Origin of the sequence: Kitasatospora sp. CM 4170 (assembly GCF_032110285.1) — a bacterium.
GTDB lineage: Bacteria > Actinomycetota > Actinomycetes > Streptomycetales > Streptomycetaceae > Kitasatospora > Kitasatospora aburaviensis.
Genome location: NZ_CP134877.1, coordinates 6688915 through 6711403, shown reverse-complemented (window position 1 = coordinate 6711403; position 22489 = coordinate 6688915). Strand labels below are relative to the sequence as shown.

The 22489-nt window shown below is 72.4% G+C and carries 2 protein-coding genes; both read right to left on the bottom strand.

What is annotated here, in order from left to right; genetic code table 11:
- Positions 1 to 196: 196 nt before the first annotated feature.
- The gene (locus RMN57_RS28445) at positions 197 to 11827 is read right to left on the bottom strand and encodes an SDR family NAD(P)-dependent oxidoreductase (protein WP_396327960.1); all 11631 of its coding nucleotides are present in this window, start codon (positions 11825 to 11827) and stop codon (positions 197 to 199) included.
- A gap of 8 nt (positions 11828 to 11835) precedes the next feature.
- On the bottom strand, positions 11836 to 22473 hold the full coding sequence (locus tag RMN57_RS28440) for an SDR family NAD(P)-dependent oxidoreductase (protein WP_396327991.1): 10638 nt from the start codon (positions 22471 to 22473) through the stop codon (positions 11836 to 11838).
- Between the last annotated feature and the right edge of the window lie 16 nt (positions 22474 to 22489).

The window sequence follows — 22489 nt, the reverse complement described above, 5'->3', positions numbered from 1 at the left end:
CCCACGTCACTTGGCAGTGGAGGTCCCGGGTACCGGCCGCCGCCCGACGGCGGCGGCCGGTACCCGCGCGTGCCCCGCACGGGCACGCTTCCCTCCACTCCGGCGTTCTCCGTGCCACCGTCCGACGTCGAGCCGGCGGACACGGTCGGTCACCCCCGGGCCGCGTCCGGAGGGGCGTTGGCGAGGCCGCCGCCGGTCACGCGGTGTCCGCCCGGGCCATCCGGATCAGGGCCGCGGCGTCCATGTCGTCGATCGAGGCGGCCGTTCCCCCGTCGTCGGCCGCACCGCCCGTCCCGTCCGCGAGGTCGGTCCGTGCGAGGTCCCGCAGGGTGTCGAGCAGGCCGGCCTTGCGCAGACGGCCGATCGGGATCGACGCCAGCACGGCACGGATCTCCTCCTCCTCGGACCGCGGCTCGACGGGCGTGCCGTCCAGAGCGGCCTCCGAGAGGACGAACCGGGCGATCGCCACCGGGGTCGGGTGGTCGAAGACCAGCGTCGCGGGCAGCCGCAGGCCGGTGTCCTGCGTCAGCCGGTTGCGCAGCTCGACCGCGCTCAGCGAGTCGAACCCGAGCTCCTTGAACGCCCGGTTCGCGGTGATCGCCGCGGCGGACGTGTGCCCCAGGACGGCGGCCACCTGCGACTGCACCAGGTCCAGCACCACCCGCTCGCGGTCGGCCTCCGCCACGCCGGCGAGGCGCTGCGCCAGCGAGCCGCTCGTACCAGCCCGGCGGGCGGGCGCCGGAACCAGGCCGCGGAGCAGGGCCGGCAGCAGACCCGCCCTCGCCTGGGCCCGGAGGGCGGCCGTGTCGAGCTTCACGGGCGCGAGCAGGGCCGTGTCCGAGGCGAGTGCCTGGTCGAACAGGGCGAGTCCGAGCTCGGCCGGCATGGCACCGATGCCCAGGCGCGCCAGGCGGGTCCGGTCGGCCTCGGCCAGCTCGCCGCTCATGCCGCCGGCCTCGGCCCAGAGGCCCCAGGCCAGCGACGTGGCGGCCAGGCCTTCCGCCCGGCGCTTGGCCGCGAGCGCGTCGAGGGCCGCGTTGGCCGCGCCGTAGTTGGCCTGACCGGGGCTGCCGATCAGTGCTGCGGCGGAGGAGAAGAGGACGAAGGCCGAGAGGTCCATGTCCGCGGTGAGCTCGTGCAGGTGCCACGCCGCATCGAGCTTGGGCCGCATGACCCGCTCGATCTGCTCCGCGGTCATCGACTCGATCACGCCGTCGTCCAGCACACCGGCCGCATGCACGACGGCCGTCAGCGGCCGCTCCAACGATGCGATGAGAGCAGCCAGTTGGTCGCGGTCGGCGACGTCGCAGGCCTCGACCCGCGCCGTCGCGCCGGCCGCCGCCAGCTCCGCCACCAGCTCGGCGACACCCTCCGCCGCCGCACCACGCCGGCTCACCAGCAACAGGTCCTCGACCCCGTGACGCTCCACCAGATGCCTCGCGAACAGCGCACCGAGACCGGACGTACCACCCGTGACCAGCACCGGCCCGTCCAGGACGGGCAGCGCGACCTGCGCCGCCGACGACCGCGCCAGGCGCGGCGCGAGCAGGCGCCCCGCGCGCACGGCGAGCTGCGGCTCGTCGGCGGCGAGCACCGCGTCCCAGTCCGGGGCGGCGCCGTCGGCGACGTCCACGACCGTGAAGCGGTCCGGGTGTTCGACCTGGGCGCCGTGCACCAGGCCCCACACCGAGGCCTGCACGACGTCCGGCGTTCCGCCGTCGGCGGCGACGCCGTTGCGGGTGGCCACGATCAGCCGTGCCCGCCCGAGCCGCTCGATCGTCAGCCAGCGCTTCACCAGCGCCAGGGCCTCGGCCACGGCCGTCAGCGCTGCGCCGGCCGTGCCGCCGTCGGCAGCCGGGCCACCGGCCGGGTTCGCGAGGGAGGCGACGACCGCCTCCGGTGCCTCGGCACCGTCGGCGAGCGCCTTCTCCAGCGCGTCCAGGTCCGCGAACTCGTCACCGAGGACGGTCACCCGCACCGGTGACGGACGCGACGCGGTCGCGACCTCGGCCCAGTCGAGCTGGAAGAGGGAGTTCCGCCTGGCTCGCTGTCCGGACTCCAGCTGTGCCTGTTCCACCGGCCGCATGTCGAGCCGCGCCATGCTCAGCACGGGCTCGCCGTGCTCGCTCGCGATGTCGACCCTCATCGCGCCGTCGCCGGTCGGGCTGATCCGCGCCCGGACCCGGGACTGCCCCGTCCTGCCGAGCCGGACGCCCGACCAGGAGAACGGCAGCACCGCGGACACGCCCTCGCCCTGCTGCAGCAGGCCACCGTGCATGGCGGCGTCGAAGAGGGCCGGGTGGATGCCGAAGCCTTCGCCACCGGTGTCACCGGGCAGGGCGACCTCCGCGTACACGTCACCCCCGGAGCGCCAGACCGCACGCACGCCCTGGAAGGCCGGCCCGTAGTCGTAGCCCAGGTCGGTCATCCCCGCGTAGAGGGCGTCCACCGACGCCTCCTCCGCCCCCGCGGGCGGCCACTCGGCGGCCCAGGGAGCAGCGGACTCGGTGTCGGGAGCGAGCAGCCCGCGAGCGTGACAGGTCGTCTCCGCCCGCTCGTCGTCGTCGCCGTTCTCCGGGCGGGTGTACACCGCCACCTCACGGCGGCCGTCCTCCCCGGCCCGGCCGACCGTCACCTGAACCTGCCGGGTGATGCCCTCCTCCAGGAGCAGCGGCGCCTCCAGGACGAGTTCGTCGACGACGGGGGTGTCGGTCTGGCGGCCGGCGGTGAGGGCGAGCTCGACCAGCGCGGTCCCGGGCACGATCACCGTGCCGAGGACGACGTGGTCACGGGTCCAGGGCTGGGTGTCGGTGGACAGCCGGCCGGTCAGGACCCACTCGTCGCGGTCGCCGACCTGGACGGCCGCCGCCAGGACCGGATGCCCGATCCGGCTCTGCCCGGCCGCCGCCACGTCCCCGGCACCGCTGCCCGGCGCGAGCCAGTACCGCTCACGCTGGAACGCGTAGGTCGGGAGCTTGACCCGGGCCGCACCCGCGTCCCGGTAGAACGCGGACCAGTCCACGTCCACGCCTGCGACATGGGCGCGTCCCAGGAACCCTGTGAAGGTCTCCACCTCGGGGTGCTTGGCGCGCAGCGCGGGGACGAGCACTGCGTCCTGTACACCGAGCTCGTCCAGACTCTGGCGGGCCATCGCGGTCAGCACACCGTCCGGGCCGAGCTCCAGGAAGCGGCGCACGCCCGCCTCGTGGAGCGTCCGCACACCGTCCGCGAAACGCACCGCCTGACGCACGTGCCGCACCCAGTAACCCGGATCGGCAAGCTCGGACGAGACCAGAGCGCCCGTCACGTTCGACACCACCGCGATCCGCGGCGCCGCATACGACAGACCCCGCGCGACCTGCTCGAACTCCGCGAGCATCGGCTCCATCCGCGGCGAGTGGAACGCGTGACTCACCCGCAGACGCGAAGTCTTACGGCCCTCCCAAGCCGGAAGCCACTCCTCGGCGGCGTCCGCGTCACCGGACACGACCACCGACCGCGGGCCGTTGACCGCCGCGATCTCCAGCCGGCCCTCGAACCCGGCGAGCGAAGCCGTGACCTCGTCCTCCCCCGCCTGCACCGCAACCATCGCACCGCCCGCCGGCAGCGCACCCATCAGCCGGCCACGCGCCACCACCAGCGCACACGCATCCGCCAGCGACAGCACACCCGCCACGTGCGCGGCCACGATCTCACCGACCGAATGCCCCATCACGTGGTCCACCCGGACCCCGAAGGACTCCACCAGGCGGAACAGCGCCACCTCGACCGCGAACAGTGCGGCCTGCGTGAACTCCGTCGCATCCAGCAGAGCCGCCTCCGCCGAACCCTCCTCCGCACTCAACAGCGCCCACAGCGAACGCCCCAGCAGCGGATCCAGCTCCGCACACACCTGCTCCAGCGCGGTGTCGAAGGCCGGGAACGCCCCCGCCAGCTCCACACCCATCCGAGCACGCTGCGAACCCTGACCGGTGAACAACACCGCCGTCCGACCCGGAACCACGCGGCCCTCGACCACCCGAGCCGCCGGATCACCGACCGCCAACGCGGCCAGACCGGCGAGGAGTTCGTCCCGGTCCGAGGCGACGACCACACCACGGGAGTCGAGCTGCGCCCGGGAGACGACCGCCGAGAAGCCGACATCGGCGAGCGACAGTCCAGGCTCCGAAAGGAGATGCGCCCGCAGCCGGTCGGCCTGCTCGCGCAGCGCCGCGGCGGACTTGCCCGACACCACGACCGGCACGAGCGGCAGCTCGGTCGACTCCGGTGCCTCGGCCGGCTCCGCGGCCGGGGCCTCCTCCAGGATCACGTGCGCATTGGTGCCGCTCACACCGAACGAGGACACACCCGCGCGCCGCGGACGCTCCGCCGGCGCAGACCATTCGCGGGCCTCGGTCAGCAGTTCCACCGCGCCCGAGGCCCAGTCCACGTGCGGCGACGGCTCGTCCACGTGCAGCGTCCGCGGCAGAACCCCGTGCCGCATCGCCATCACCATCTTGATCACACCGGCCACGCCGGCGGCCGTGGAGCTGTGTCCGATGTTGGACTTGATCGAGCCCAGCCACAGCGGGTCACCCGCCCGCTCCTGGCCGTAGGTCGCCAGCAGCGCCTGGGCCTCGATCGGGTCACCCAGCTTCGTACCCGTCCCATGACCCTCGACCGCATCGACGTCCGCCGCGGTCAGGCCGGAGTTGGCCAGCGCCTGCCGGATGACCCGCTCCTGCGAGGGGCCGTTCGGAGCGGTCAGACCGTTGCTCGCACCGTCCTGGTTCACCGCACTCCCGCGCAGCACCGCCAGCACGTCGTGCCCCTTGCGACGCGCATCCGACAGCCGCTCCACCACCAGCAGACCAAGGCCGTCCGAGAACCCCGTCCCGTCCGCCGCACCCGCGTACGCCTTGCAACGCCCGTCCGGCGCGAGACCACGCTGACGGCTGAAGTCGATCAGCAGCTGGGGTCCGGTCATCACCGACACCCCGCCGACCAGGGCCATCGAGCACTCGCCCGAGCGCAGCGACTGCGCTGCCATGTGCAGCGCCACCAACGACGACGAGCACGCCGTGTCCACCGTGACCGCCGGCCCCTCCAGGCCGAGGCTGTAGGCGACACGCCCGGACACCACGCTCGTGGTCGTGCCGGTCAGCCGGTAGCCCTCCATCTCCGGCGCCATCGAGCCGCCGTAGTCCGAGGTGACCGCGCCGCAGAAGACGCCCGTGTCACTGCCCCGCAGTGACGTCGGGTCGATGCCGGCGTCCTCGAACGCCTCCCACGCACCCTCCAGCAGCAACCGCTGCTGCGGGTCCATGGACAGCGCCTCGCGGGGGCTGATGCCGAAGAACTCGGCGTCGAAATCGGCGATGCCGTCGACGAAGCCACCACTGCGCGTGTACGAGGTACCCAGGTGGTCCGGGTCCGGGTCGTAGAGCCGCTCCAGGTCCCAGCCGCGGTCGGTGGGCAGGCCGGTTATCGCATCCCGCCCGGAGGCCACCAGGTTCCACAGCTCCTCGGGCGAGATCGCCCCACCCGGGTAGCGGCAGCTCATCCCGACGATCGCCAGCGGCTCGTCGGTGTCCGTTCGGTGTGCCCGGACGGGCGCTGCCGGACGGGACACCTCGATGGTCCCCATGGAGGAGAGCAGCATGCGTGCGGCGGCCAGCGGGGTCGGGTGGTCGAAGACCAGGGTCGCGGGCAGCCGGAGGCCGGTGGCCTGTGCGAGCCGGTTGCGCAGCTCGACCGCGCTCAGCGAGTCGAAGCCGAGCTCCTTGAACGCCCGCTCGGAGTCGATCGCCGCGCCCGAGGCGTGCCCGAGGACGGCGGCGACCTGCGTCTGCACCAGCTCCAGCACCACCCGCTCACGGTCCGCCTCCGGCACACCGGCGAGGCGCTGCGCGAGCGAGCCACCCGCCTCGGCGCGCCGGGTCTGCGTCCTCACCAGGGCACGCAGCAGCGGGGCCAGCATTCCGGCCCGCGCACGGGACCGGAGTACGGCCGTGTCGAGCTTCACCGGCGCGGCCAGGGCCGTGTCGGCGTTGAAGCTCTGGTCGAACAGTTCCAGGCCCAGCTCCGCGGAGAGGGCGCTGACGCCCATCCGCTCCAGCCGGGCGATCTCGTCGTCGCCGAGCTGCGCGGTCATGCCGCCGGCCTCGGTCCAGAGGCCCCAGGCCAGGGACGTGGCGGGCAGGCCTTCCGTGCGGCGCTTGGCCGCGAGGGCGTCGAGGGCCGCGTTGGCCGCCGCGTAGTTCGCCTGACCCGGAGCGCCGATCAGCGCCGCGACCGAGGAGAAGAGGACGAAGGCCGAGAGGTCCATGTCCGCGGTGAGCTCGTGCAGGTGCCACGCCGCATCGAGCTTGGGCCGCATGACCCGCTCGATCTGCTCCGCGGTCATCGTCTCGATCACACCGTCGTCCAGCACACCCGCCGCATGCACGACGGCCGTCAGCGGCCGCTCCAACGATGCGATGAGAGAAGCCAGTTGGTCGCGGTCGGCGACATCGCAGGCCTCGACCCGCACCGCCGCACCGGCCGCCGCCAGCTCCGCCACCAACTCGGCGACACCCTCCGCCGCCGCACCACGCCGGCTCACCAGCAGCAGGTCACGGACCCCGTGACGCTCCACCAGGTGCTTCGCGAACAGCGCACCCAGACCGGAGGTGCCACCCGTGACCAGCACCGTCCCGGAGGGGTCGAGCGCCTGCGGAACCGTGAGGACGACCTTGCCGATGTTGCGGCCCTCACGCAGGAACCGGAACGCCTCTGCACCCCGACGCACATCCCAGGACCGAAGGGGTGAGTGCGTGATCACACCGCGCTCGAACAGCTCGGTGATCTCGACCAGCATCTCCTGCAGACGGTCGATCCCCGCCCCGTCGAACATGTCGAACGCCTCGTACCGCACGCCGGCGTGCGCGGCGCCGACGACCTTCGGGTCGCGGATGTCGGTCTTGCCCATCTCGATGAACCGGCCACCCCGGGGCAGCAGTTCGAGCGTGGTGTCGACGTACTCGCCCGCGAGGGCGTTGAGGACCACGTCGACGCCCGCACCCCCGGTCGCCTCAAGGAACGCCTCACGGAAGGCCAGATCGCGCGAGGAGGCGATCCGCCCGTCCGCAACACCCAGCGCCCGCACCGCATCCCACTTGTGCGCACTCGCCGTCGCGAACACCTCCGCACCCAGGTGATGGGCCAGCTGCACCGCGGCCATCCCCACACCACCCGCGGCGGCGTGCACCAACACCCGCTCCCCCGCCCGCAGCCCCGCGAGGTCGACCAGACCGTAGTACGCCGTCAGATAGACCACCGGCACGGCCGCCGCCTGCGCGAACGACCAGCCCGACGGCATGGGGACGACCATCCGGCGGTCGGCCACCGCCCTCGGACCGAACCCCTGGGGAACGAATCCGTAGACGCGGTCGCCGGGCTTCAGGTCGGTCACCTCGGCACCGACTTCGAGCACGACACCCGCAGCCTCACTGCCCAACGGCGCCTCACCCGGATACATCCCCAGCGCGATCAGCACGTCACGGAAGTTCACCCCCGCAGCCCGCACATCGACCCGCACCTCACCAGCACCCAACGGCCGGCCACCCTCGGACGGAACCAGCGCCAGATCCTCCAACGAACCCGCACGCCCCACCGCCAGACGCCACGCACCACCCGCCGGCAACGACGCGGAAACCCGCCCCAGCCTCGGCACCAGCACCCGACCACCACGCACCGCGAACTGCGGCTCGTCACCACCCGCGAACGAACCCCACTCCGGAACCCCGCCCCCGTCCCCGTCCACATCGACCAACACGAACCGACCCGGATGCTCCGACTGCGCACTACGCACCAGACCCCACACCGGAGCCAACGCCACATCCGCCGCCTCGGCACCGACCGCGACCGCGTTGCGGGTCACCACCGCCAGACGCGCCTCACTCAGCCCCTCCACGGCCAGCCAACGCTGCACCAGCCCCAGGACCTCCACCGCAACCGACCGCGCCGCCTCCGGCCCCCCACCCACAGGAACCCCGACCTCGGCAACGACCAGCTCCGGAACCTCCGCCCCACCGGCCAGCGCCCGCTCCAACGCGCCCAGGTCCGCGAACTCCTCACCGAGGACGGCCACCCGCACCGAACCCACCGGCTCAGCCGCGACCTCCACCCAGTCCACCCGGAACAGCGCATCGCCGACACCCTGTGCACGCTCAAGCTGCGAAGCATCCACCGGACGGAAGAAGAGCTTGTCCACGTGCAGCACAGGTTCGCCCTGCTCGCCGACCACCTCGACCCGCAGTGCGGATTCGCCGGCCGGGGAGATCCGTACGCGGGCCCGGGACGGGCCGCCTTCACCCAGGCGGACCCCGGACCACGAGAACGGCAGAACGACTCCGTCGCCGGACTTCTCCCCCAGCAGGCCGCCGTGCATGGCAGCGTCGAGGAGGCCGGGGTGCACGGCGAACCCGCCGTTGTCGGCGCCGTCGGGCAGCGCGAGCTCGGTGAAGACCTCCCTACCGCGGCGCCACGCGGCACGTACGCACGCGAACATCGGGCCGTAGTCGTAGCCGAGTTCGGTCATCCCCGCGTAGAGGGCGTCGGCAGACAGAGTCTCGGCGCCCTCCGGCGGCCACACCTCGTGCCACTGGGCGACGTCGCTCTCGGGGGCGAGCCATCCGCGCCCGTGGCAGGTCACTTCCCGCAGCTCGTCCTCGGTGAGGCCTTCGGGCCGGCTGTAGATCGCCACTTCGCGGCGGCCGTCGTCACCGGCCGCACCGATCGTGACCTGAACCTGGAGCACCGCATCGTCCTCCAGGACCAGCGGCGCCTCCAGGACCAGCTCGTCGGCGACGGGGCAGCCCGCCATGCAGCCGGCGGTCAGCGCCATCTCCACCAGGGCGATGCCCGGAACGATCACCGTGCCCAGCACCATGTGGTCGCGGGTCCAGGGCTGGGTCTCCTGGGACATCCGCCCCGCGAACACCCACTCATCCCGGTCCCCCACCCGCACCGCGGCACCCAGCACGGGATGGTCCACCCGCACCAGACCAGCCGCGGACACATCACCACCACCCACACCCGGCATCAGCCAGAACCGCTCACGCTGGAACGCATACGTCGGCAGGACCGTGCGTACGGCACCCGTGTCCTTGTAGAACACGGACCAGTCCACCGCCACACCCACCGCGAAAGCCTCGGCAAGCGACAACGCGAACCGGCGCAGACCACCCTCACCACGCCGCAACGACCCGACCACACCCACACGCTCAGCCACACCGTGCGCGCTCAACGTGCCCTCAAGCGCCAGACCCAGCACCGGATGCGGAGACATCTCCACGAAGCAGCCGGCGCCCTGGTCCACCAGAGCCCGCACCGCCGCCTCGAAACCGACCCGGCCTCGCAGGTTCCCGTACCAGTACCCGGCGTCCAGCATGGCCGTGTCGACGAACCCACCGACCGCGGTGGAGTAGAACGGCACACTCCCGGAGACCGGCTTCAGCTCGGCCAGGACCTCGCCGAGCTCGTCCTCGATGGCCTCCACCTGCGCGGAGTGCGACGCGTAGTCCACCGCCACCCGACGCGCACGAACACCCTCGTCCTCGCACCGGGCCACGATCTCGTCCAACGCCGCGGGCTCACCCGCAACCACCACCGACGCCGGCCCGTTCACCGCAGCCACCGACACCCGACCGTCGAACCCGGCCACCAGCTCCTCGGCCTGCTCCACGCCGACCGCCAGCGACACCATGCCACCCCGGCCCGCCAAACGCTCCCGCACCAGACGACTGCGCAGCGCCACCACCCGCGCACCGTCCCCCAGCGACAGACCACCCGCCACACACGCAGCGGCGATCTCCCCCTGGGAATGACCCACCACCGCGGACGGCTCGACACCGAAGGAACGCCACAACCCGGCCAGGGACACCATCACCGCCCACAACACCGGCTGGACGACATCCACCAGCTCCAGCGACGGCGCACCCTCCGCCCCGCGCAGCACATCCACCACACGCCAGTCCACGAACGCGGACAGCGCCTCATCACACTCCGCGATCAACCCCGCGAACACCGGCGACGAGTCCAGCAACTCCACCGCCATACCGGCCCACTGCGCCCCCTGACCCGGGAACACGAACACCGGCCGACCCGCCACCACACGACCCTCAACCACCTGCGACGCCGGATCACCCGCAGCCAACGCGCCCAGGCCGGTGAGGAGTTCGTCCCGGTCGGAGGCCACGACCACACCACGGGAGTCGAGCTGCGCCCGGGAGACCACGGAGGAGAAGCCGATGTCCGTCAGAGAGGCCTTCGGCTCCGCCAGGAGGTGGGCCCGCAGCCGCTCGGCCTGCTCACGCAGCGCCGCCGCGGACTTGCCCGACACCACGACCGGCACGAGCGGCAGCTCGGCCGACTCCGGCGCCTCGGCCTGCTCCGCGGCCGGGGCCTCCTCCAGAATCACGTGCGCATTCGTGCCGCTCACACCGAACGACGACACACCCGCACGCCGCGGACGCCCCTGCGACGCAGACCATTCGCGGGCCTCCGTCAGCAGTTCCACCGCACCCGAAGCCCAGTCCACGTGCGGCGACGGCTCATCCACATGCAGCGTCCGCGGCAGAACCCCGTGCCGCATCGCCATCACCATCTTGATCACACCGGCCACGCCGGCGGCCGTTGAGCTGTGTCCGATGTTGGACTTGATCGAGCCGAGCCAGAGCGGGTCGCCCGACCGGTCGCGGCCATAGGTCGCCAACAGCGCCTGGGCCTCGATCGGGTCGCCCAGCTTCGTGCCCGTCCCATGACCCTCGACCGCATCGACGTCCGCCGTGCTCAGGCCCGCGTTGGCCAGTGCCGCCCGGATCACCCGCTCCTGCGAGGGGCCGTTCGGAGCGGTCAGACCGTTGCTCGCACCGTCCTGGTTCACCGCACTCCCGCGCAGCACCGCCAGCACGTTGTGCCCCTTGCGACGCGCATCCGACAGCCGCTCCACGACCAGCAGACCCAGACCGTCCGAGAACCCCGTCCCGTCCGCCGCACCCGCGTACGCCTTGCAACGCCCGTCCGGCGACAGCGCCCGCTGGCGGCTGAACTCGACGAACAGGAACGGTCCGGACAGCACGGTGACCCCGCCGACGAGCGCCATCGAGCACTCACCGGAACGCAGGGACTGCGCCGCCATGTGCAGCGCCACCAGCGACGACGAGCACGCCGTGTCCACCGACACGGACGGCCCTTCCATGCCCAGGACGTAGGAGACACGACCGGACACCACGCTCGTCGTGGAACCGGTCAGACGAAGCCCCTCGACCTGGGGCAGACTGCCGGCCGGGCCGACGGCGTAGTCCGATGCGCCGACACCGCAGAAGACACCCGTGTCGCTGCCGCGCAGCGTCGTCGGGTCGATGCCGGCGTTCTCGAACGCCTCCCACGCGGCCTCCAGCAGCAGCCGCTGCTGCGGGTCCATCGCCGTGGCCTCGCGCGGGCTTATGCCGAAGAACTCGGCATCGAAGTCGGTGACTCCGTCGATGAAGCCACCCACGCGCGAATAGGAGGTTCCCTGCTGGTCGGGGTCCGGGTCGTAGAGCCGCTCCAGGTCCCAGCCACGGTCGGACGGCATCGGCGACATGCCGTCGCGGCCGGAGGCCACGAGGTCCCACAGTTCCTCGGGCGAGGTCACCCCGCCCGGGTAGCGGCAGCTCATTCCCACGATCGCCAACGGCTCGTTGGCCCGGTCCTCGTACTCGCGCAAACGCGCCTTGGCTTCGTTGAGATCGACGGCCGTCCGCTTGAGGTAACGGAGGAGCTTCTCGTTTTCGGATTCGGTGCTGCCAGCGCTCATGTTCACAGTCCTTGTCATGCCTCGCCGAACTCGGCATCGATCAGCTTGAAGACCTCGTCCGCGGTCGCGGCGGCCTCGATCTGTCCGCTCGTGTCCTGTCCGCTGTCAGAGATGTCGGAGATGTCGGCCAGCAGAGCGCGGAGTTGGCCCGCCACGCGCTGCTTCTCGGCGTTCTCGACGCCGGCCAACATGTCCTTGAGCTTCCTCAGTTCCACGTCGATCGGCGGTTCTGCGGCGACGCCGCCGATCTCGGAAAGGAGCAGGGTCGCGACCGCCCTCGATGTCGGGTGATCGAAGATCAGCGTCGCGGGCAGTCGGACGCCGGCCGCCTGCGTCAGTCGGTTCCGGAGCCCGACGGCGCCCAGGGAGTCGAAGCCGAGTTCCTGGAACGCACGGTCCGGGTCGATGGCCGCTGCGGACGCGTACCCGATGACTGCCGCGGCGTGCGTCCGTACCAGGTCGAGCACGACCTGCTCCCGGTCGGCCTCCGGCACCTCCGCGAGCCGCTGTGCCAGCGAGCCGCCCGAGGGTTCGGCCGATCGCTCCGGCATCCGGACCAGCCCCCGCAGCAGCGCGGGCAGCATTCCCTCCCGCGCCTGAGCGCGGAGCGTGCCCAGGTCGAGCCGTACGGGCGCCAGCAGGGCGGCGCCGGCCGTGAGGCTCTGGTCGAACAGCTCCAGGCCCGTCTCGGCTGTCAGGGCGACGGTGCCCATCCGCTCCAGCCGGGCGATCTCGTCGTCGCCGAGCTGCCCGGTCATGCCGCCGGCCTCGGCCCAGAGGCCCCAGGCCAGGGACGTAGCGGGCAGGCCTTCCGCCCGGCGCTTGGCCGCGAGCGCGTCGAGGGCCGCGTTGGCCGCCGCGTAGTTCGCCTGACCCGGAGCACCGATCAGCGCCGCGACCGAGGAGAAGAGGACGAACGCCGACAGGTCCATACCGGCGGTCAGCTCGTGCAGGTGCCACGCCGCGTCCACCTTCGGACGCATGACCCGCTCGACCTGCTCGACGGTCATCGACTCGATCACACCGTCGTCCAGCACACCCGCCGCATGCACGACCGCCGCCAGCGGCCGCTCCAACGATGCGATGAGAGAAGCCAGTTGGTCACGGTCGGCAACGTCGCAGGCCTCGACCCGCACCGTCGCACCGGCCACCGCCAGCTCCGCCACCAACTCGGCGACACCCTCCGCCGCCGCACCCCGCCGGCTCACCAGCAACAGGTCACGGACCCCGTGACGCTCCACCAGATGCCTCGCGAGCAACGCACCCAGACCGGACGTACCACCCGTGACCAGCACCGTCCCGTCCAGCACCGTGCCCTCGGCCGCCGTGTCCGCACGGCCCAACCGCGGAACGAGCAGGCGGTCACCACGCACCGCGAACTGCGGCTCGTCCGAAGCGAACACCTTCGCCCAGTCCGCCGTGCCGCCCCCGTCCACATCGACGAGCACGAACCGGCCCGGGTGCTCCGACTGCGCGCTGCGCACCAGGCCCCGTACCGCAGCCTGCGCCACGTCGGCCGCCTCGGTACCGACAGCGACCGCGTTGCGGGTCACCACGGCGAGCCGGGCTTCGGCCGGCACAGCACTCGCCAGCCAGCGCTGCACCAGGGTCAGGGCTTCTGTCGCGGCCTTGCGCGCCGCTTCGTGCGCATCGCCCGCAGGCGGCGCGAACGTGGCGACGACCAGCTCGGGCGCCTGGGCGCCGTCGACGAGTGCCTTCTCCAGCACGTCCAGGTCCGCGAAGCGCTCGCCCGGTGCTTCGGCGTCACCGAGCACGGCGATCCGTGCCGACGACGACGCGGTGGCCGGAGCCGCAACCCAATCGAGCTGGTAGAGCGAACGCTGTCCGCCCCGTCGCGCCGCTTCGAGCTGCGCCTGCTCGACCGGTCGGACGTCGAGGCGCTCCACCCTGGCGATCGGCGTGCCGTCCTCGGCCGCGACATCGAGCCGCAACGCGGCTTCGCCCGCCAGGCCGATACGCACCCGCAGCCGGGTCAGTCCGGTGCGGTCCAGCCGCACGCCCGACCAGGAGAACGGGAGTCCGCCCGGGTTGTCGCCGCCGCGGTCGAGCATGCCGAGTCCGCCGTGGAGGGCGGAGTCGAGCAGCGCCGGGTGGATGCCGAAGCCCTGGGGGTCACCTGCGACCTCGGGCAGTTCGAGTTCGGTGAACACCTCGTCGCCGACCCGCCAGGCCGCCTGTACGGCCCGGAACGCGGGGCCGTAGTCGAAGCCGACGTCGGTCAGTCGCGCGTGGTCGTTCACGCGGGAGTAGAGCGTTTCGACGGGGATGGATTCGGCGTTGGCGGGCGGCCACTGGAGCGGGAACGCCGCTACCGGCTCGGCGTCCTCGGTCAGCCAGCCACGCCCGTGACAGGTCGTCCCGACCTCCTCGTCACCCTCACCGGCCTCCGGACGGGAATACACCCCGACCTCACGACGCCCGTCCTCACCAGCCGCACCGATCGTGACCTGAACCTGGAGCACCGCATCGTCCTCCAGGACCAACGGCGCCTCCAACACCAGCTCACCCAGCACCCCACACCCCACCTGACGGCCGGCCGACAACGCCATCTCCACCAGAGCAGCACCGGGCACCAACACCAACCCGAACACCATGTGGTCACGGGTCCAGGGCTGGGTCTCCTGGGACATCCGCCCCGCGAACACCCACTCGTCCCGGTCCCCCACCCGCACCGCGGCACCCAGCACGGGGTGATCCACCCGCACCAGACCAGCCGCGGACACATCACCACCACCCACACCCGGCATCAGCCAGAACCGCTCACGCTGGAACGCATACGTCGGCAGGACCGTGCGTACGGCACCCGTGTCCTTGTAGAACACGGACCAGTCCACCGCCACACCCACCGCGAAAGCCTCGGCAAGCGACAACGCGAACCGGCGCAGACCACCCTCACCACGGCGCAACGACCCGACCACACCCACACGCTCAGCCACACCGTGCGCGCTCAGCGTGCCCTCAAGCGCCAGACCCAGCACCGGATGCGGAGACATCTCCACGAAGCAGCCGGCGCCCTGGTCCACCAGAGCCCGCACCGCCGCCTCGAAGCCGACCCGGCCTCGCAGGTTCCCGTACCAGTACCCGGCGTCCAGCGTGGCCGTGTCGACGAACCCGCCGACCGCGGTGGAGTAGAACGGCACGCTCCCGGAGACCGGCTTCAGCTCGGCCAGGACCTGGCCGAGCTCGTCCTCGATGGCCTCCACCTGCGCGGAGTGCGACGCGTAGTCCACCGCCACCCGACGCGCACGAACACCCTCGTCCTCGCACCGGGCCACGATCTCGTCCAACGCCGCGGGCTCACCCGCAACCACCACCGACGCCGGCCCGTTCACCGCAGCCACCGACACCCGACCGTCGAACCCGGCCACCAGCTCCTCGGCCTGCTCCACGCCGACCGCCAGCGACACCATGCCACCCCGGCCCGCCAAACGCTCCCGCACCAGACGACTGCGCAGCGCCACCACCCGCGCACCGTCCCCCAGCGACAGACCACCCGCCACACACGCAGCGGCGATCTCCCCCTGGGAATGACCCACCACCGCGGACGGCTCGACACCGAAGGAACGCCACAACCCGGCCAGGGACACCATCACCGCCCACAACACCGGCTGGACGACATCCACCAGCTCCAGCGACGGCGCACCCTCCGCCTCGCGCAGCACATCCACCACACGCCAGTCCACGAACGCGGACAGCGCCTCATCACACTCCGCGATCAACCCCGCGAACACCGGCGACGAGTCCAGCAACTCCACCGCCATACCAGCCCACTGCGCCCCCTGACCCGGGAACACGAACACCGGCCGACCCGCCACCACACGACCCTCAACCACCTGCGACGCCGGGTCGCCGGCGGCCAACGCGGCCAGGCCGGTGAGGAGTTCGTCCCGGTCGGAGGCGACGACCACACCACGGGAGTCGAGCTGGGCCCGGGAGACCACGGAGGAGAAGCCGACGTCCGTCAGAGAGGCCTTCGGCTCCGCCAGGAGGTGCGCCCGCAGCCGCTCGGCCTGCTCACGCAGCGCCGCCGCGGACTTGCCCGACACCACGACCGGCACGAGCGGCAGCTCGGCCGACTCCGGCGCCTCGGCCTGCTCCGCGGCCGGGGCCTCCTCCAGAATCACGTGCGCATTCGTACCGCTCACACCGAACGACGACACACCCGCACGCCGCGGACGCCCCTCCGACGAAGACCACTCCCGCGCCTCCGTCAACAGCTCCACCGCACCCGAAGCCCAGTCCACGTGCGGCGACGGCTCATCCACATGCAGCGTCCGCGGCAGAACCCCGTGCCGCATCGCCATCACCATCTTGATCACACCGCCGACACCCGCCGCAGCCGACGTGTGCCCGACGTTCGACTTCAGCGAGCCCAGCCAGAGCGGGTCGCCCGACCGGTCGCGGCCATAGGTCGCCAACAGCGCCTGGGCCTCGATCGGGTCACCCAGCTTCGTGCCCGTCCCATGACCCTCGACCGCATCGACGTCCGCCGTGCTCAGACCCGCGTTGGCCAGCGCCGCCCGAATCACCCGCTCCTGCGAAGGACCGTTCGGCGCGGTCAGACCGTTGCTCGCACCGTCCTGGTTCACCGCACTCCCGCGCAGCACCGCCAGCACGTGGTGCCCCTTGCGACGCGCATCCGACAGCCGCTCCACCACCAGCAGACCCAGACCGTCCGAGAACCCCGTCCCGTCCGCCGCACCCGCATACGCCTTGCAACGCCCGTCCGGCGACAGCGCCCGCTGGCGGCTGAATTCGGTCAGGAGGTACGGGCCGGCCATCAGCGTCACGCCGCCCGCCAGGGCCATCGAGCACTCACCGGAGCGCAGCGCCTGGACGGCCATGTGCAGCGCCACGGCCGACGACGAGCACGCCGTGTCCACCGTGACTGCCGGCCCCTCCAGGCCGAGCGTGTAGGAGATGCGCCCCGACAGCACGCTCATGGTGGTGCCGGTCAGGCGGTAGCCCTCCAGCTCCGAGCTCGTGACACCGCCGTAGTCCGCGGTCACCGCGCCGCAGAAGACACCCGTGTCGCTGCCGCGCAGCGACGTCGGGTCGATGCCCGCGTTCTCGAACGCCTCCCACGCAGCCTCCAGCACCAGCCGCTGCTGCGGATCCATCGCCAGGGCCTCGCGCGGGCTGATGCCGAAGAACTCCGCATCGAAGTCGCCCGGCCGGTCCAGGAAGCCGCCGCCGCGCGTGTAGATCTTGCCGGGCTGGTCCGGGTCCGGGTCGTAGAGCCGCTCCAGGTCCCAGCCGCGGTCGGTGGGCAGGCCGGTTATCGCATCCCGCCCGGAGGCCACCAGGTTCCACAGCTCCTCGGGCGAGGTGACCCCGCCCGGGTAGCGGCAGCTCATGCCCACGATCGCCAACGGCTCGTCGTCGGAGGGGCGCCGCGATCGCGTCACGGCCCGCTGCTGGCCCTCGGCCACTCCACCGGTCTCGGCCAGGACCAGCCGGGCGACCAGGGCCGGGCTCGGGTGGTCGAAGACCAGGGTCGCGGGCAGCCGGAGCCCGGTGGTCTGAGTCAGCCGGTTGCGCAGCTCGACCGCGCTCAGCGAGTCGAACCCGAGCTCCTTGAACGCCCGATCGGGGTCGATCGCCGTTCCAGAGGCGTGCCCGAGGACCGCGGCGACCTGCGTCTGCACCAGCTCCAGCACCGCCCGCGCCCGGTCGGCCTCGGTCAGGCCGGCCAGCTGCTCCGCCAGGGAGCCGCCGGATCCGGCGGTGCGGTTCGGCATCCGCACCAGACCCCGCAGCACGGCGGGAAGCAGTCCTGCCCGTGCCTGCGACCGGAGCGCGGCCGCGTCCAGCTTCACGGGTGCCAGCAGGGCCGTGTCCAGGGCCAGGGCCTGGTCGAAGAGCTTCGGTCCGAGGTCGGCCGGGATGGCACCGACGCCCATCCGCTCCAGCCGGGCGATCTCGTCGTCGCCGAGCTGCCCGGTCATGCCGCCGGCGTCGGCCCAGAGACCCCAGGCCAGCGAGGTCGCGGCCAGGCCTTCCGCCCGGCGCTTGGCCGCGAGCGCGTCGAGGGCCGCGTTGGCCGCCGCGTAGTTCGCCTGACCCGGAGCGCCGATCAGCGCCGCGACCGAGGAGAAGAGGACGAAGGCCGCGAGGTCCATGCCGGCGGTGAGCTCGTGCAGGTGCCACGCGGCGTCCACCTTCGGACGCATGACCCGCTCGATCTGCTCCGCGGTCATCGACTCGATCACGCCGTCGTCCAGCACACCCGCCGCATGCACGACGGCCGTCAGCGGCCGCTCCAACGATGCGATGAGAGAAGCCAGTTGGTCACGGTCGGCGACGTCGCAGGCCTCGACCCGCGCCGTGGCGCCGGCCGCCGCCAGCTCCGCCACCAGCTCGGCGACACCCTCCGCCGCTGCACCGCGCCGGCTCACCAGCAACAGGTCCTCGACCCCGTGACGCTCCACCAGATGCCTCGCGAACAGCGCACCCAGACCGGACGTACCACCCGTGACCAGCACCGGCCCGTCCAGCACCGGCCCCGCGCCGGGAACGGCCGACACCCGCACCAGCCGCGGCGCGAGCAGCCGGCCACCACGCACCGCGAGCTGCGGCTCGTCCGAGTCGAGCAGCGCACCCCAGTCCGGGACGCCCTGGTCGTCGAGGTCCACGAGCACGAAGCGGCCCGGGTGCTCGGCCTGCGTGCTGCGCACCAGACCCGACGCCGCAGCCTGCGCCATGTCCGGCGCCTCTGCGCCGACGGCGGCCGCGCCACGGGTGGCCACGACCAGCCGTGCCTCACCGAGCCACTCGCTCGCGAGCCATCGCTGTGCCAGCGCCATCGCGTCCGCGGCGAGTTCACGCGACGCCGATGCCGGATCACCCGCCGGGGTCTCCAACGCGGCGACGACGACCGCCGGCGATTCGGCGCCGTCGGCCAGGGCCTGCTCCAGCGCGTCCAAGTCCGCGAACTCGTCACCGAGGACGGCCACCCGCACCGGCGTCGGCGACGACGCTGCGGTGACCTCCGTCCAGTCCAGCTGGTGGAGCGGGCTCTGCTGTCCGCGCTGGGCATGGTCGATCCGTGCCTGCTCCACCGGGCGCACCACGATGGACCGCACGGACACGACCGCGTCACCCGACTCGTCGATCGCGTCGAGGCGTACGGAGGAGTCGCCGGTCACGACGGCCCGGACGCGCAGGCGCGAACTGCCCTCGCGCTCCAGGCGGACTCCGGTCCAGCTGAAAGGCATCCGGTGCCCGTTGTTGTCCCGCCCGGTCAGCATGATGACGGCGCTCTGCAGAGCGGCGTCGAAGAGGGCCGGGTGGATGCCGAAGCCCTCGCCACCACCGTCACCCGGCAGTTCCACCTCGGCGTACGTCCGGTCGCCGTCGCGCCAGGCCGCCCGCACACCCTGGAAGACCGGCCCGTAGTCGTAACCGAGGTCGGCGAGACCCGCGTACAGCGTGTCCACGGGAAGCGGCTCGGCCCCGGTGGGCGGCCACTCGGCCGGCCATGCCTGATCCGGCTCGGCGTCCGGGCCGAGCAGTCCACGGGCATGGCAGACCGCCTCCCGCTCGTCGTCGTCACCGTTTTCCGGACGGGTGTAGATGGCCACCTCCCGGCGACCGTCCTCGTCGGCCGGACCGACCGTGACCTGGATCTGCAGCGCCGCGTCGTCGGACAGGGCCAACGGCGCCTCCAGCACCAGCTCGTCCACCACATGAGTGCCGACCCGGCGGCCGGCGGCGAGGGCGAGCTCGACCAGCGCGGTGCCCGGCACGACGGCCGTGCCGAAGAGCAGGTGCTCGGAGGTCCAGGGCTGGGTGTCGGTGGACAGCCGGCCGGTCAGGACCCACTCGTCACGGTCGCCGACCTGGACGGCCGCCGCCAGGACCGGATGCCCGATCCGGCTCTGCCCGGCCGCCGCCACGTCCCCGGCACCGCTGCCCGGCGCGAGCCAGTACCGCTCACGCTGGAACGCGTAGGTCGGCAGGGGCGTACGTGCGGCTCCGCTGGCCTTGTAGAACGCGGACCAGTCCACCTCCACACCCGCGATGTGGACCTGCCCGAGGAACTTGACGAAGGTCTGCACCTCGGGGTGCTTGGCACGCAGCGCCGGCACCAGCACCGATTCCGTACCGGCGACGTGGTCGCCGAGTTCTTCCAGGGTCTGGCGGGCCATCGCGGTCAGCACACCGTCCGGGCCGAGCTCCAGGAAGCGGCGCACGCCCGCCTCGTGGAGCGTCCGCACACCGTCCGCGAAGCGCACCGCCTGACGCACGTGCCGCACCCAATAGTCCGGATCGGCGAGCTCGGACGAGACCAGAGCGCCCGTCACGTTCGACACCACCGCGATCCGCGGCGCCGCATACGACAGACCCCGGGCGACCTGCTCGAACTCCGCGAGCATCGGCTCCATCCGCGGCGAGTGGAAGGCGTGACTCACCCGCAGACGCGAAGTCTTGCGGCCCTCCCAGGCCGGAAGCCACTCCTCGGCGGCGTCCGCGTCGCCGGAGACGACCACCGAGCGCGGGCCGTTGACCGCCGCGATCTCCAGCCGTCCCTCGAACCCGGCGAGCGAGGCCGCGACCTCGTCCTCGCCGGCCTGCACCGCAACCATCGCACCGCCCGCCGGCAGCGCGCCCATCAGCCGGCCACGCGCCACCACCAGCGCACACGCATCCGCCAGCGACAGCACACCCGCCACGTGCGCGGCCACGATCTCACCGACCGAGTGCCCCATCACGTGGTCCACCCGGACCCCGAAGGACTCCACCAGGCGGAACAGCGCCACCTCGACCGCGAACAGTGCGGCCTGCGTGAACTCCGTCGCATCCAGCAGAGCCGCCTCCGCCGAACCCTCCTCCGCGCTCAACAGCGCCCACAGCGAACGCCCCAGCAGCGGATCCAGCTCCGCACACACCTGCTCCAGCGCGGTGTCGAAGGCCGGGAACGCCCCCGCCAGCTCCACACCCATCCGAGCCCGCTGCGAACCCTGACCGGTGAACAACACCGCCGTCCGACCCGGAACCACGCGGCCCTCAACCACCCGAGCCGCCGGATCGCCGACCGCCAACGCCGCCAGACCGGCAAGGAGTTCATCCCGGTCCGAGGCGACCACCACACCACGGGAGTCGAGCTGCGCCCGGGAGACCACGGAAGAGAAGCCGACATCCGTCAGAGAGGCCTTCGGCTCCGCCAGAAGGTGCGCCCGCAGCCGCTCGGCCTGCTCACGCAGCGCCGCACCGGACTTGCCCGACACCACCACCGGCACCAGCGGCAGCTCGGCCGACTCCGGCGTCTCCACCGGCTCCGTGGCCGGGGCCTCCTCCAGGATCACGTGCGCGTTCGTCCCACTGATCCCGAACGAGGACACGCCCACACGCCGCGGGCGCTCCTGCGACGCGGGCCACTCCCGCGCCTCGGTCAGCAGTTCCACCGCACCCGAAGCCCAGTCCACGTGCGGCGACGGCTCGTCCACGTGCAGCGTCCGGGGCAGAACCCCGTGCCGCATCGCCATCACCATCTTGATCACACCCGCCACACCGGCGGCCGCCGAGGTGTGCCCGATGTTCGACTTGATCGAACCGAGCCAGAGCGGGTCGCCCGAGCGGTCGCGGCCGTAGGTCGCCAGCAGCGCCTGGGCCTCGATCGGGTCACCCAGCTTCGTGCCGGTCCCGTGACCCTCGACCGCATCGATCTCGGACGGCCGAAGACCGGCGTTGGCCAGCGCCTGCCGGATGACCCGCTCCTGCGAGGGGCCGTTCGGCGCGGTCAGGCCGTTGCTCGCACCGTCCTGGTTGATGCCGCTTCCGCGCAGCACCGCCAGCACGTTGTGCCCCTTGCGACGCGCATCCGACAGCCGCTCCACCACCAGCAGACCCATGCCGTCGGAGAAGCCCGTCCCGTCGGCCGCACCCGCGTACGCCTTGCAGAGCCCGTCCGGCGCGAGACCACGCTGACGGCTGAACTCGACGAAGAGGAACGGACCGGCGAGGACGGTGACGCCGCCGACCAGAGCCATCGAGCACTCACCGGAGCGCAGCGACCGCGCCGCCATGTGCAGCGCCACCAGCGACGACGAGCACGCCGTGTCCACCGTGACCGCCGGCCCCTCCAGGCCGAGGCTGTAGGCGACGCGGCCGGAGACGATGCTGCCCTGCGTGCCGGTCAGGCGGAACCCCTCCAGCTCCGGCAGCATCGAGCCGCCGTAGTCCGAGGTGACCGCGCCGCAGAAGATGCCCGTGTCGCTGCCCCGCAGTGACGTGGGGTCGATGCCGGCGTTCTCGAACGCCTCCCACGCCCCTTCGAGCACGAGGCGCTGGGCCGGGTCCATCGCCGTGGCCTCGCGGGGGCTGATCCCGAAGAAGTCCGCGTCGAAGTCGCCGATGCCGTCGACGAAGCCGCCCGCGGTCGCGGACAGCGTGCCGAGCTGGTCCGGGTCGGGGTTGTAGAGCCGCTCCAGGTCCCAGCCGCGGTCGGTCGGCAGGGCGGACATTCCGTCGCGGCCGCTCGACACCAGCTCCCACAGCTCCTCGGGCGAGGTCACCCCGCCCGGGTAGCGGCAGCTCATGCCGACGATCGCCAGCGGCTCGCTGTCGCCCTGTTCCAGCTCACGCACACGGCGGTTCGCCGCACGCAGTTCCAGAGTGGCCTTTCGCAGGTAGCTGCGAAGCTTC